Source organism: Halobacillus mangrovi (assembly GCF_002097535.1).
GTDB classification, from domain to species: domain Bacteria; phylum Bacillota; class Bacilli; order Bacillales; family Halobacillaceae; genus Halobacillus; species Halobacillus mangrovi_A.
The window spans coordinates 1,648,783-1,663,395 of record NZ_CP020772.1; the positions used below are offsets into that span (position 1 = coordinate 1,648,783).

General features: G+C 39.8%; 13 protein-coding genes. 6 read left to right on the forward strand and 7 right to left on the reverse strand.

Annotated features, from left to right (window positions below):
• Window positions 1-132: 132 nt before the first annotated feature.
• The 4 genes from HM131_RS07980 to dcuS all read right to left on the reverse strand — a co-directional run bounded on the left by HM131_RS07980 (window position 133) and on the right by dcuS (window position 4,616).
• Complete coding sequence (locus tag HM131_RS07980; RefSeq protein WP_085029260.1) at window positions 133-783, reverse strand: AEC family transporter; 651 nt, start codon at window positions 781-783, stop codon at window positions 133-135.
• Between the two features lie 48 nt (window positions 784-831).
• Entirely contained in the window at window positions 832-2,109 is a 1,278-nt protein-coding gene (locus HM131_RS07985; protein WP_232324934.1) for a 2-hydroxycarboxylate transporter family protein, read from the reverse strand.
• Window positions 2,110-2,296: 187 nt separating this feature from the next.
• Complete coding sequence (locus HM131_RS07990; protein WP_085029262.1) at window positions 2,297-3,013, reverse strand: response regulator; 717 nt, start codon at window positions 3,011-3,013, stop codon at window positions 2,297-2,299.
• Complete coding sequence (gene dcuS / locus HM131_RS07995) at window positions 3,006-4,616, reverse strand: DcuS/MalK family sensor histidine kinase (RefSeq protein WP_085029263.1); 1,611 nt, start codon at window positions 4,614-4,616, stop codon at window positions 3,006-3,008. Before dcuS ends, HM131_RS07990 begins: the two co-directional genes overlap by 8 nt.
• Window positions 4,617-4,903: 287 nt before the next feature.
• Here dcuS and HM131_RS08000 point away from each other — a divergent pair, with 287 nt between their 5' ends.
• The gene (locus HM131_RS08000) at window positions 4,904-5,554 is read left to right on the forward strand and encodes an alpha/beta hydrolase (RefSeq protein WP_232324898.1); all 651 of its coding nucleotides are present in this window, start codon (window positions 4,904-4,906) and stop codon (window positions 5,552-5,554) included.
• A 53-nt stretch (window positions 5,555-5,607) separates the two neighbouring features.
• On the opposite strand, the gene rpsD is transcribed toward HM131_RS08000, so the two are convergent.
• Window positions 5,608-6,210, reverse strand: coding sequence for a 30S ribosomal protein S4 (gene rpsD, locus HM131_RS08005; RefSeq protein ID WP_085029264.1), 603 nt, complete (start codon window positions 6,208-6,210; stop codon window positions 5,608-5,610).
• A 347-nt stretch (window positions 6,211-6,557) separates the two neighbouring features.
• Complete coding sequence (locus HM131_RS08010) at window positions 6,558-7,037, reverse strand: GAF domain-containing protein (RefSeq protein WP_085029265.1); 480 nt, start codon at window positions 7,035-7,037, stop codon at window positions 6,558-6,560.
• 123 nt (window positions 7,038-7,160) lie between these two features.
• Between HM131_RS08010 and refZ the strand changes: the two genes are divergently transcribed.
• Window positions 7,161-7,763: a forespore capture DNA-binding protein RefZ gene (gene refZ / locus HM131_RS08015; protein WP_085029266.1), complete on the forward strand. Its 603-nt coding sequence runs from the start codon at window positions 7,161-7,163 to the stop codon at window positions 7,761-7,763.
• Here refZ and hisJ read toward each other — a convergent pair.
• Window positions 7,753-8,556, reverse strand: a complete 804-nt coding sequence (hisJ, locus tag HM131_RS08020; RefSeq protein ID WP_085029267.1) for a histidinol-phosphatase HisJ — start codon at window positions 8,554-8,556, stop codon at window positions 7,753-7,755. The two genes, refZ and hisJ, sit on opposite strands and share 11 nt — an antisense overlap.
• A gap of 159 nt (window positions 8,557-8,715) precedes the next feature.
• Here hisJ and ezrA point away from each other — a divergent pair, with 159 nt between their 5' ends.
• The 4 genes from ezrA (at window position 8,716) to HM131_RS08040 (ending at window position 14,586) form a co-directional block, all read left to right on the forward strand.
• Window positions 8,716-10,407: a septation ring formation regulator EzrA gene (ezrA, locus tag HM131_RS08025; protein ID WP_085029268.1), complete on the forward strand. Its 1,692-nt coding sequence runs from the start codon at window positions 8,716-8,718 to the stop codon at window positions 10,405-10,407.
• A 136-nt stretch (window positions 10,408-10,543) separates the two neighbouring features.
• Window positions 10,544-11,686: a cysteine desulfurase family protein gene (locus tag HM131_RS08030; protein ID WP_085029269.1), complete on the forward strand. Its 1,143-nt coding sequence runs from the start codon at window positions 10,544-10,546 to the stop codon at window positions 11,684-11,686.
• A 2-nt stretch (window positions 11,687-11,688) separates the two neighbouring features.
• A complete protein-coding gene (thiI, locus tag HM131_RS08035) occupies window positions 11,689-12,897 on the forward strand; it encodes a tRNA uracil 4-sulfurtransferase ThiI (RefSeq protein ID WP_085029270.1) in 1,209 nt (402 codons plus the stop codon).
• 102 nt (window positions 12,898-12,999) lie between these two features.
• Window positions 13,000-14,586, forward strand: coding sequence for an amidohydrolase (locus tag HM131_RS08040; RefSeq protein WP_198162742.1), 1,587 nt, complete (start codon window positions 13,000-13,002; stop codon window positions 14,584-14,586).
• Window positions 14,587-14,613: the final 27 nt, after the last annotated feature.

The window sequence follows — 14,613 nt, forward strand, 5'->3', positions numbered from 1 at the left end:
GGGTCGTATTTGTCGCAGTGGGCATTCCAGCAAGTACCACCAAAATACCTGTAAGCACGGGGTCGACGCCAATTATGGAAGTCAGTATCACAGCAATAACAGGTGATAATATTAATCTGATAGAATTAATTGTTACAAGATCACTTCTTTTGACAGAGTAGCCAGCTGCATTCCTAATACATGCATGATCGTAGGGCTAGTAGCATCAGCTACAAGGTTTACAGCTTGCATAATAAATGTCGGTACAGTCCAGTCAAATAATTGAGCGGATAAACCAAAAATAACAGCGTGATTAATGGGCATACGTATAATTTTTAAAAGCGATTCTTTCATAGTATGGGTGCTATGGCTGCTCCCTTTTGCAGCATAATAGAGGCCGACGGTATTCATCAAAAGAGATTGAATGACCATCATAATGATGGCATACTTCACTCCATTTTCTCCATAAGCGAACAAAATAATAGGAACCCCATAATTTCCGCTATTCATAAAAACACTCGATAAGATAAAAGCCGAGGATCTTGACCTCGGCATCTTCTGAACTCTCGTTACGAGAGTTACGATAACGATTAATATCAACATTAAACCTAAGCAAAATAGTACAATATAGAGATAATCTAATGTTACTTCATTATTGTAAAAGGTGCGAAAAGCTAGAAAGGGATACATTAAATAAAGACCAGCTGTCGAGATGGATTTTCGGTCGAAACCGATATTTTTCTGACCAATGTATCCTATGGAAAAAATAATAAACGCAGGCAGGACGATAAGAATTACTTCCATTAGCTTTCAGCCTTTCATTTCAGTGTGCTTTTATATTCTAGCTCCGTGCTAAAATAGTGGAATAATTATTCCGGCGAGTAATAGAATTAGAGCACCGCCTAGTCGAGATGAAATTTGCGCAAAAGGCATAAGTTCCATTCTTCTCGAAGCAGAAAGTACGGCCACATCTCCTGTCCCACCCATGTTAGCCATGCACAATCCAGCTGTAATGGCAGATTCAATTGGATAGAAGCCAACGAGTTTACCGAGCAGACCGGCCCCAAGGATTGCTCCTAATACAACACCGAATACAGTCAAAATATATTGTAAAGTCAAAGCTTCAAGGACTGTATTTAAATCTGTATAGGCAATACCAATTCCGAACAATAACGCTAAGGTCCAGTTATTGGCTACAAATTTGTACCATTGGCTTGCACCTTCGATTACATTTTTAGGGATAATATCAGCTATTTTAGCAATAGCAACAATAATAATCATCAAGGCGTAAGGGTGAAGGGGAATATAATCTCCTAATAATCCTCCCAGAGCAAAGAAGGTAATTGCTGCAAGAAGGCCAATTCCCATTTTTTGAATGTCATACGAATGCTTTTCTTCTTCGTATTTAAACCCACTGATTAATCTCCCGTTACCTGTAAGTGAAGGAATTTTAGAACCAAGAAGGTTAAGCATACTGGCTAGTACGATAGCGAACACGTTTCCTAATGCCAATGCGGGAACCAATATAGAGATATAGTAGCTGGGGTCATTTCCCATAATTTCAGAATAAATTTGACTCATAGGGACCGCTCCGGCTCCCATTCCACCGCCCATAATAGGCATGGTGATCACTAGGATAGCATCTCTTAAAGAAAATCCTGCAAGACTTCCTAGCAATCCTGCAATAAGGATTGCGCCGACAATTGCTCCAAAAATAGGTATAAAATATCTTAATCCAACTTTAACAAGTATTTGTTTATTCATGCCTAAGATACTGCCTGTTATTAAAGCAGCAATATAGAAGTTCAAGAATCCACCATCTTTCATAAACTGCGTCATGGTTGTTACGGATGCTTCAGGTAACCAGCCCATATATACCATGAAGGCTGCTCCAAAGATAGCCACAATCGCACCGCCGCCTAAAAATGTTTTTACAATTGGCGTGTTATCTCCAATCCATCCAAATAATTCACCGAATACAATCATTAAGAGTAAGCTTCCAATCATCCCGCCAGGTAAATTACCTGTGTATAAACTAATAAGAGTAATTAATCCAAAGATCCCAAACCATAATGTTGGCATTCCAAAGATAGTAAACGATTTTTTCTTTGGTGGTTCTTCAGTTACCATTTGATTTTCCTGCTGAACATAATCCAAATTGCTGGCTGTCTGTGCCATTTTTAACACTCCTTTAGTTGAATTTAAGAAAACGCTTCCAATGGATTAAATTCAGCATAAGAAAGTTACCTGGATTTTCATATATTTTGTAAGTATTGTTAGTATTGTAATTAAAGAAAGCAGCCGTTAAGGGCTGCTTTTAAAGGTAGGGACTTAATACAGATTGATTATGTTCATTTAGTCGGTACTGATAGATAGGTCTGCCGACGCCGTATACAAGGTGTTCTTCTAAGTAGTTGATTTCTTTTAAGAACTTTAAATACTTCCTTACTGAAACTCGAGATACATTTGTAGACTCAGCGATCTCACTAGTGGAGAAGTGGGCAGGAGCATAAGATAAGATTGATTGTTGAATCGTTTTTAGTGTGTTCCTCGTTAACCCCTTAGGTAAAACTTTTGTGGATTTATGGCTAATAGGGGGTTCTTTCGTTCTTTGGAGGAGTATGTCCAACTCCTGCTGACTGATTTTATCCTTTTGGAGAAAAGTTGATCGACTGTTTTTATATTGGTTAAGGGCTTCACAAAACCTTTCGTACTCAAAAGGCTTAATTAAATAGTCGATAATACCAAGTCTTAGAGAATTTTGAATCTGATCAATTTGGGAAGCGGCTGTAATAAGGATAACATCGATATCTTTATTCTGCTGACGTATTTGTCTCAACAAATCTATGCCGTTTATACCTGGCATATATACGTCTAATAATAGTAAATCTACTCTGTTCTGCTCCAGAAATTCTATTGCGTCTTCAGCACTTGAAACAGCGTTAGTCAGTTGAAAGCCTTCTATTTTTTCTAAATATTGTTTGTTTAGTTCAGCAACCATAGGATCATCTTCTACAACGAGTGTTTTAATCATTTTCAGTTACCTCCTCTTCATAAGGAATAATAATCGTAAATACTGTACCAGTAACAGGGGAGGATTCTACTTCAATAGAACCTTCTAGTTTTTCTACACTCAGCTTGGTTATATGAAGACCAAAGCCCCGGTCTTTTCCATCTTTAGTCGATATCCCTTTTTCAAAGATGACCTGATGCTTTTCCTCTGGAATACCAGGACCATTATCTTCAACAACAATAGTGAGGAGTTCATCTATCACAGAAAGATTCACGGAAACTTTCTTTCTATCTTGCATCCTTACACTTTCTACTGCATTGTTAATTAAGTTGCCAAGGATTGTTATTAGTTCATGGGAGATATTATTGTCGTGTGGGACAGGAATTTCAGTTTCGCAGTTAATTTTTAAGTGGACTTGGGCCTCTCTTGAGTAACTCATTTTACCAATCAAAAAACCCGCGATTACGGGGTCTTTCACATAACGGGTGACATTCCCAACTTCATGTGCAGAATGTTCTACTAACTGATTAATATAGTGTTTAACCTGCTCATAATTTTCCATCTTGATCATTCCTAATAAAACGTGGAGCTTATTCATGAATTCATGGGACTGTGCCCTTAGAGTATCGGCATACATTTGGACTCCAGTTAACTGTTCGGCTAGTTGGTTAACTTCGGTTTTATCTCGAAAAGTCGCAATGGCACCGATGGTATGGTTATTAATTACTAACGGGACGCGGTTTGTTATAACCGAAACACCGTTAATCCATTGTTCTTTATCAATATCACTCTCTTTGTGTGTAAGAAGCTGGTCCAGCTTGGTACCTGGAAGGAAATCTTGAATTTTCATGCCAATGGGGTCTGTTCTGCCTAAGCCAGCTTTTTCGAAAATTTGACGGGCAGAATTATTTACAAGTAAAATTTTTGCTTCGTTATCGATGGCTATAATACCTTCATGTACAGAGTGCAGCATCTGGTTTCTTTCCTCATGAATTCTGGCGATGGCATGAGGTTCAAGCCCGAAAAGGCTCTGTTTTATATAATTGGCTAGCAGGAATGCGCCAATGATTCCTACAAATGCGCCGATAATAGATCCTATCAAAATCTGTTTTTGACTCTGATGAATGGAAGACTCTACAGCTTCTAGGGAAATTCCAACGGAAACTGCACCCAATTGGTTTCCCTTATCATTATAAACTGGAGTAAAAGCTCTTAAGGATTTCCCTAAAGTCCCTGTTGAACGGGATGTATATTCTTGACCCTGCAAAACCCTTTTCTCATCGCCTCCAACAAAATGGTTCCCAATTCGTTTTGGATCAGGGTGAGAATAGCGGATCCCTTTCATATCCATCACAACAACGAACATCACATCAGATGCTTTTTGGATGGTCATTGCGTAACTCTGGATACTTTCCTCTGTCTGTGCTCCTTGTAAACGATTTTCAACAACAGTGGATTCAGCAACAGTTCTTGCAACGGTCATTGCTTTTTCCTGTAATTGAGTTTCAATATTCTCTGTAGTTGTATTTCTTATTAATAAACCGGTGATCAGCAACGAAACTGATACAACCAGGCATACGAAAAGAATGATAATTGTACGTAATTTTAAACGGGATTTATACATACTGCCACCTCTGGATGAAGGAATAGTTTTGAATAATTCTAAATATTGTGTAAAAGTATATCGCTTTTTTAGAAAACCTTCAAAGAGAGCAAAAGGTGTGGAAGTAATATTTGAGAAGGTAGATAATTAGAAAACTAGAGGTTAGTGTAATTGTGCAAAGTTATTTATAATGAGTAAGAAAGTAATTTTAATTTTTAAGGGATATGGTACAGTTTGAAAAATTTCATTAGATATGGTGTGTTAGGGATAGTTTCTTTAATTATTACCCTAGGCTTAGGCTTTTACATTTGGCTCAAATAACCTACAAACCTTCCAAAGACCTTGATCAATTAGTTCAAGATATAAATGATGGAGAAGGTTGGGTCACTTATAAGCCAGAAGAAAATAAAAAGAAGATGGGAGTTATTTTATATCCTGGTGCAAAAGTAGAACCTGAAGCCTATAGTTACATTGCTGAGCAGCTATCGGGTAAAGGATACCTGGTAGGGATCCCTGATGTAATGTTAAATTTACCAATGTTTGATATAAATAAAGCAGAAGAAGCTATTAATAAATACGACTCGATTGAAAAATGGTATGTAGGTGGCCATTCTTTAGGGGGAGTTTCTGCGGCTTCTTTCGCTCAAAGCCATCCTGAGAAGGTGGAAGGTCTTATTTTCTTAGCTTCGTATCCTAGTAAAGGGAATAGCTTTGCTGATTCTGATTTACTGATGTTGTCCATTTATGCTGAAAATGATGGGCTCTCGACTGTAGATGAAATAAAAGAAAAAGAGTCATTGTTATCCGGCCAAGCTGCTTTTTATGAGATAAAAGGAGGGAACCACGCGAAATTTGGTGTATATGGTTCTCAAAAAGGAGATGAAAAGGCTGTTATATCAGTAGAAAAACAGCAAGATATTATCGTGAATGTTATTTTTGAGTGGCTGGAAAACCAGTAAGTCTATTCAAATAAAAAACCCATCGCACATGCGATGGGTTTTCATTAAACTTATTAACGAGAGTAGAACTCAACGATAAGAGCTTCATTGATTTCAGATGGAAGCTCAGAACGCTCAGGGTAACGAGTGTACGTTCCTTCACGCTTGTCTTCGTCGAAAGTAAGGTATTCTGGGACGAAGTTATTCACTTCGATAGCCTCTTCGACAACGTTAAGTTTTTGAGATTTTTCACGAAGTCCGATAACTTGACCAGGTGCTACACGGTAAGATGGGATATCAACGCGTCCACCATCAACTGTAACGTGACCGTGAGTAACTAGCTGACGAGCTTGGTTGCGCGTACGAGCTAGGCCTAGACGGTAAACGATGTTATCCAAGCGAGATTCAAGAAGAATCATGAAGTTTTCACCGTGGATACCTTTCATGTTACCAGCTTCTTCGAATAGACGACGGAATTGACGCTCAGTCAAACCGTACATGAAACGAAGCTTCTGCTTCTCTTGAAGCTGAAGACCGTATTCAGAAAGCTTTTTACGTTGGTTCGGACCATGTTGTCCTGGAGCGTAAGGGCGCTTTTCTAGTTCCTTACCTGTTCCACTTAAAGAAATACCATAGCGACGTGATTTTTTCCATGTTGGACCTGTATATCGTGCCATTGGGATTTCCTCCTTTTTATTTTATTTCGCATAAAATAAAAACAGTGTGTCCTTGTAACGTTGCTCATTATGTTTTCATGCACCATCGCTCCAGCAGCAGAGAGTTACACGATGCACCTCACTATAGAGGAACAAAATGATGACAACGCCGGCTCACATAGGCTGCCATTTATTTTACACAACGACCATTATAATTTTTTTGTTATAGGAAGTCAAGGGGAAATGATAGAAAGAAAATAATAGACCACTTTAATCTTAAGCTAACCAGAGAATAAGACAAGGATCGCTTGATCATAGTAAAGGTTGGAAAAACCCCCGCTAAATGAAATGCGAGGGTTTACTCAAGGTTATAGGTAGTTCTGAAGTAATTCAACAAACTTAGTTAAGAACTCCTCATCCACCTCATCGAAGCGGCCTTTTGAGGGGCTGTCTATATCTAAGACACCGTAAACTTCATTATTTTTGTAAATAGGAACTACGATTTCTGATTGGCTGGCTGCGTCACATGCGATATGGCCAGGGAAAGCATGGACATCTTGGATACGCTGAACTTTCCTTTCAGCGATCGCGGTTCCGCAAACTCCTTTTCCTGAAGGGATCCGAACACACGCTGGTAGCCCTTGGAACGGACCAAGTACCAGCTGGTCTTGTTTCCATAAATAGAAGCCGACCCAATTGACGTCATCTAAAAATTGATTGAGCAGGGAAGATGCGTTAGAGAGGTTAGCAATTTCATCTTCTTCATCTTCAATCAAAGCTTTTAGCTGTTTGAGTAGAAGGTCGTAATTTTCTTGCTTTGTGCCAGTATATAGTTCAGGTTGGAACATTGAAATACCTCCTTTGGTAATATTGATTCGACAAAAACCCTAGAGGACATGTCGGTATTTGATGTACGATTAAGGAAGGATTCCTTCTACCAATAACGAATTAGTCCAAGAGGGGGAAAAAGGATGAACCGACAGAATGACACACGTCAAAAAGTGCTAGATGTTGCCTGCCGCCTTTTTTATAGTAAAGGATTCAACGGAACCTCTGTAAGAGACATTGCTAAAGAAGCGAATGTTAACGTTTCATTGATCTCCTATTACTTCAAGAGTAAACAAGGTTTGTTTGAGTCTTTGGCTATCAGCTATTTTGAGCCTTATTTAGATATTCTTGAAAATGAATACTACTCAGAAGTCGATGAACGACTGGAGTCATTAGTGAGAAAAATTCTACATTACAATCAAACAAATTATCAACTATCCTGTTTGTTGTATCGTGAGCTTTCTTTGAATACAGTTTTTGCGAGAGAAATGCTTGTCACTTATCTCGCAAAAGAAAATCATCTGCTTACACAGATTCTTTTTGGCAAGTCTTCTCAAATGGAAATAACTTTTAAGGAAAAACTTTGCCTTCTCCAGCTGAAAGGGTTGTTGAACGCACCATTAATGATGCCGCATGAGTTTAAAGACCCATTCATCACCGAGGCCTCCATTAATCACTTTGTTGAGGTCTACAGTGAATTAATGACCTCCTATAAATCTGTACAAAAACTCGCAGCTAAAGCTTAAGGATTTCAGTGTTTACTTGCTGAAAACCTTGTTTAAGGCCTGTAATTTTATGAGCGTCTGACCCATAGATTAAAGGAATTCCCATAGCAGAAGCCTGCTCGGCAATTTTTAGAGGCGGGTAGGTTTCTTTGCAATGGGGTTTTTGTGTTCCAGCTCCATTATAATCAAGCTGCAGACCTTCACTTTTAATCTTCTTTAACAATTCTACAGCACTGCTCTCCCATCCTTCAGGAGATGGGAATAAATTTTGAAATTTCTTCACAAGCGTCATATGGCCAATTCGTTTAGGTTTATAAGCACCCAGGTCTACATTTACTGATTTGGTCAATGCGTCGAAATACCTTTGATACAGAAGCTTGTTGCTGCCAAGGTCCCTCATTAAGGATTCATACATTTCTGGACTGTAATCGAGACAATACCATTGGTCTTGTCCTTTTAGAAAGTGAACAGATAAAATGCTGTCGTCCATTTGAGGACCGTACGTATTTAAAAACTGCTCGATCTCTTTCTCAAATCCTTCAATGTAATCCATCTCAAATCCTATCCAAATATCGATGTCCTTTTTATATTCGCTTTGAAGCTTCTTAAGATCGGAGATATAACCTTCAACGTCGTCCATTTTCATTCCACTGTCTTCGGAGGGAACGGGATCTCTGAAGGACTCAGGTAATGGAGCGTGTTCGGTGAATGTCATCGTCTTATATCCTAATTCAAGTCCGTGTTCGATATAAGATGAAAAAGAGTCTCTTGTACCGTGTGGACAATAGGGGGAATGGATGTGTCCGTCTCTCATTTTTGAAGTCTCCTTTTTAAATTGAATTTTTTGTCAAAACGCTAATTATTTTGAAATATCTTAGCCAAAAACACTCTTTACATGGTATCATTATATACAATTAATTAATAAACGGGTCGTAATACATACGTGGACTTGGAACTTGTAAGGAGGCTGTTTATGAAGTACGTCATTGGGGCTATTTTGCTGTTGATCGTGCTGTTCATTGTAGGACTGATTTGGCGTAAAAAGGTTTATGATGAAGTCGATCGTCTTGAGAGCTGGAAGATGGATATCATGAATCGAAGAGTAACGGAAGAGTTGTCCAAGGTCAAGAGCTTGAACTTGTCAGGAGAAACACAGGAAAGATTTGAGAAATGGAGAAGCCGCTGGGATCGGATCCTTACAAAAGAACTTCCGGCATTGGAAGAAAATCTTTTTGACGCAGAAGAAGCTGCGGATAAGTATAAGTGGAGACATGTGAAGAAAGTATTAGCAGAGACTGAGAATAAACTTATGAGTATCGAAGATGATATCCAGAAAATGCTTGAAGAATTGGAGAATCTCTTGGATTCTGAAAAGAACAGTAGAACCGAGATCGAATCTCTAGAACCAGAACTAAAGGAATTATCTAAGGCTCTCATTCACAACCGCTATCAGTTTGGTAAGGCGATTGCAGTTTTTGAAAATCGTGTAGAGGGGTTGGAAGGTAGATTGCAAGAATATGAGCAGCTGACAGCCCAAGGCGATTACATTGAGGCTAATTCGCTTGTGCAGTCGATAAGGGAGGACCTTCTTCTACTTCAGGAAGAGATTTCTCATTTTCCTGATCGATACCGAAAAGCAAATTCTGAATTGCCTGATTTACTAAATGAATTAAAAAATGGACTGGCGGAGATGGAATCAGATGGTTATAGGATCTCACACTTAGATTACCACCCTGAAATTGAAAAGTATGAAGGATTACTACAAGAGAGTGTAAACAAGTTAGAAAAAGGCGATCAGACTGATGTCGAAGAGTTAATTGTTGAAATCGAAACCAGAATACAAGAAATGTATCAAGTATTAGAAAATGAAGCTGTTGCTCATAATTTTGTTGAAAAACAATACGAACCTATTCAGGCTCAGCTGGATCGTCTCACTCAAGTTATAACAGCAACAGAGAGAGAACTTGAAGAAACGCAAACGGCTTACCAGCTGGATGATGAAGATGTAGAAGCCTACAGAGGAATAAAATCCTGGTACACACAGGTAAGAAATAAGGTATCAAGCGTTGACCATAAGAGACAGGATGGGAAAACAGCATACACTGAAATTCGCGACCAGCTTCGACATCTCCAGCAGCAATTAAATGAATTACAGGAAAAACATGAGGAATTCAATAGGCGGATCCAGACCCTTCGGAAAGAAGAAACCGATGCGAAAACAAAACTCTCTAACATGGAACAATTACTTCTGGAAACTCACCGGAGGTTAAAGAGGAGTAACATTCCGGGAATACCGACATCAATCTATGAAGATATGAAAGCAGCTAGTGAGCAAATGGATGAGGCGTTTCTAAGTCTTGAAAAGCAGCCCCTTGATATGCTTGAAGTACAAACGAAGCTGCAAGAAGCCGAAGAACTTACAGAAAACCTTCATAAACATGCAGAAAAAATTATGCAAAAAGCATCCTATGCTGAACGTCTTATACAGTATGGGAACCGATATAAAAGTAAGTACCCAATTCTTGCAGCTAAACTACTTGAAGCTGAGAGTGAGTTCCGTTCCTATCGCTATGAAGAAGCACTCGAGCTTGCTTCAGAAGCAGTGAAAGAAGTAGATCCAGACGCACTTTCTCGAATTGAAGAAAAAGAACAAGTACTCGTTTAGGATAACGGAATATAAATGAGCACCGGATTTTGCACCCGAGCAAAATCCGGTGTTTTTTAGGTTGCAGGTATTTATTTTTCAATAGTGTTATGATAATATAGTGGACTGCAATTTGTGATAAAGGAGAACATGGCCCATGATTTATTTAGATAATAGCGCAACGACACATCCATTGCCTGAAGTCCTTGAAAGCTATCAAAAAGTGGCTGATCAGTATTATGCCAATCCTTCGTCTGTCCATCGATTTGGAAGTGAAGCTGAACGATTGCTGCAGCACTCTAGAAATCAAGCGGCTCACTTACTGGGGGTAGATCCCCAAGAAGTAATTTTCACTTCAGGTGGAACTGAAGGAAATAATATGGCGATCAAGGGAATTGCTTTTATGCACCAGGATCGAGGCAAGCATCTTATTACTTCTAAAATCGAACACCCCTCAGTAATGGAAGCGTACCGTGCGTTAGAGTCATTGGGTTTTGAAGTCTCATATATAGATGTTGACCGTAATGGAATTGTTGATCCGAAGAAAATAGTAGAAGCGATAAGAGAGGACACGATTCTAGTTAGTATAATGTCCGTAAACAATGAACTAGGAACGGTTCAACCCGTCCAAGAGATTGGGAATATCTTAAGAAAATACCCGAAATTGTTTTTCCACGTTGACCATGTCCAGGGTCTTGGCAAGATAAATCTTCCAATCAAGGGATCAGGTATAGATTTATGTACGATTTCCGGACATAAAATTCACGGGTTAAAAGGGACCGGTGCCTTAATTGTGCAAAAAAACGTTTCCTTATTTCCTTTACTACACGGAGGAAGTCAAGAAATAGAAGTACGGGCAGGGACAGAAAATCTTCCCGGAACCGTTGCTTTTGTTAAGGCGTTAAGATTGAATTTGGAAACTCAACAACAATCGCTGGAAGAACTGAAGTCCCTCCGCAAAACACTGTGGAACGAGTTATCTAAAATTGATGAACTCGTCATCAATTCGCCAGAGGATAGTGCTCCTCATATCATCAATTTTTCTATTCCAGGCTACAAGCCTGAGGTGGTCATTCATGACTTAGGCGAAAAAGATATTTTTATTTCAACTAAGTCTGCTTGTTCTTCTAAACAGCCTGATGTAAGTGCTGTATTAAAAGCTTGTAACTTGGATCGTTCGCGTACAACCTCTGCGCTTAGAGTAAGTTTATCTTATCACAATACGGAAGATGAGATACTCACGTTCATCGATGCTCTAAAAGACACAATCAAAAAACTACAACCAACAATGGGGAGATAAACATGAAGTTTGATCAAATCATGGTACGTTATGGTGAAATGGCTTTGAAAGGTAAAAATCGAAAGGCTTTTGAACAGCGCCTAAAGCATAACCTTTCCATAAAACTAAAAGCATTTCCAAATACTAAAATTACAAAAACAAGAGGCAGGATGTACATTCTCTTAAACGGCGAAGATCCGCATGAAGTGATGGCTGAGTGTCAGGAAGTTTTTGGCATCCACAGTCTAAGCTTTGCCGTCAAAGTTGAAAAGACAGAAGAGCAACTGAAAGAAGCCGTTCTTCTTGCCTTCCATGATGCTAAGGATGCCAGAACGTTTAAAATATCTTCAAAACGTACGGATAAGGATTTTCCCATACAGTCTGCTGATCTAAATCCTCTTCTTGGCGGACATATATTAAGAAACACAGATGGTGCGAAAGTAGATGTTCACCATCCAGACGTAGAAATAAAAGTGGAAGTACGCCACGATGCAGCTTATGTTACAGCTCAGGATTATCCTGGTGCTGGCGGCCTTCCGGTAGGAACAACAGGAAAATCATTGCTTATGTTATCAGGAGGAATTGATAGCCCTGTTTCAGGCTACCTCACCATGAAGCGCGGAGTTGAAATCGAAGCCATTCACTTTCACTCTCCCCCTTATACGAGTGACCGTGCAAAGCAAAAAGTGATTGACCTTGCTAAAGAATTATCAAGGTTCGGTAAATCGATCAAGATTCATGTTGTTCCTTTTACAGCTGTACAGCAAAAAATCCATAGAGAAATGCCTGCTGGATACAGCATGACGATCATGAGAAGAATGATGATGAGGATCAGTGAAAGAATTGCACAGAAACAAGGGATCTTATCGCTTACGACTGGAGAGAGTCTTGGTCAAGTAGCTAGTCAGACGATGGAAAGTATGAATACAATCAACGAAGTAACAAACTATCCGATCATACGTCCTCTCGTCTCTATGGATAAGCTTGAGATCATTGATATTTCAAGGAAAATAGGAACGTATGATATCTCCATTCGTCCTTATGAAGATTGCTGTACCGTGTTTGTACCAAAGGCCCCTAAAACAAAACCAACTAGGGAAAATGCCAATTATTATGAATCGAGTGCTGATTTCAGTGAGGATATCAATCGTGCAGTCGCGGAGACTTACACCATTGAAGTGAATGCTTCAAATAGCGATCAAGAATCGAATGAATTTAGTGATCTATTATAAAGCTATGACCCGCCGCACTGGCTGTGGTGGGTTTTTTTTATTTCTTTTTACAACTGAAGTATGATATATGTAGTACTAAAATGAAGAGAGGATGAACTAGCTGTGAAACTTTGGTATGGTGGCAAAATCTACACGATGAAAAAGGAAGGCCAATGGGTGGAAGCTGTAGTGACGAATGAGGGTGAGATTACAGCAGTAGGAGATACACAGGAGCTCTATTCCCGTTATAAGGATGAGATTACAGAAGAGCATAACCTGAAAGGATCTGTTATGTACCCTGGATTCACAGATAGTCATCTCCATATCATTGGACACGGAGAACGGCTGATGCGTCTTGATTTATCATTCATGAAATCAGCTGAAGAGGTAAAACAGGCACTGAGACAGCATACAGAACAGCTTAATCCTGGAGAATGGGTAATTGGAGACGGATGGAACGAGAATCAGTGGGGAGAGAAGAGGATTATACATAAAGATGAGTTGGATGAGATATCCCGAGAGCACCCGATGATGCTGACACGGGTATGTCGCCATGCTCTTTTAGCGAATACGAAAGCGATGGAATTAGCAGGCATTACAGGTGATACGGAGAATCCTCAGGGCGGGGTGATTGTACGCGATGAGGAAGGTGAAGCGACTGGGTATTTCCATGATAAGGCACAAGACTTGATCAAAGCTGCTATGCCTGAAGTCACCCCTGAATATCTCCGAAAGGCGACCGAGCTTGCTGTCAAGGATATGCATACGTTCGGATTAGTCGGAGGGCATAGTGAGGATTTGAATTATTACGGCGGTTTCAAGAAAACATATGACGCGTTTACCGATGTAATTAATGGAGAGGAGATCAAGTTCAGAGCCCATTTGCTTGTCCATCATGGTGTCATAGAGGATGTTGATAGAGAAGGGCTTGGTTATAAGAAAGGAACGGAATATGTTGAACTTGGGGCCTTGAAAATCTTTTCAGATGGGGCGCTTGGTGGAAGAACGGCCTGGCTCACGGAGCCTTATTCGGATGACCCTGATAACTATGGCGTAGCCATTCATACAGATGAAGAACTGGCAGCACTGGTTAATGAAGCGAGAAAGCGCGACATGCCTGTAGCGGTTCATGCAATAGGGGATGGAGCGGTGGAAGCGGTAGCGGACGCTATTAAGAACAATCCACTAAAAAATGGTGAAAGAGACCGGATCATCCATGCCCAAATTCTTAGACCAGAATTAATGGATAAACTTAAGAAGCTGAATGTAGTCTTAGACATCCAACCGACATTCGTTTCATCTGACTTTCCATGGGTGATGGACCGAATTGGTAACGTACGATTGAAAAATTCTTATTCCTGGAAGACGTTGCTTGATGCAGGAATTCTTTGTGCAGGAGGATCTGATGCCCCAATAGAAGAGATTAACCCGCTTCTCGGAATCCGTGCAGCCGTTGACCGCCGTGCAACATACGATCATCAAGTGTATCAGCTAGAGGAGAAATTGTCCGTTTATGAAGCTATTTCTTTATATACAAAAGGAAGTGCCCAGGCAATTGCCAGGGAAGATACGCAAGGCTTGATTGAGCCTGGATATGTGGCGGATTTTACGGTTCTTGACCGAGATCTATTTGCATTAAAATCTCATGAGCTCGCTGACGCTACGGTAACCATGACTGTCGTTGATGGAGAAATTATGCATAAAAGGTAGTAATAAAGCCGGACTGATAGGAAATTC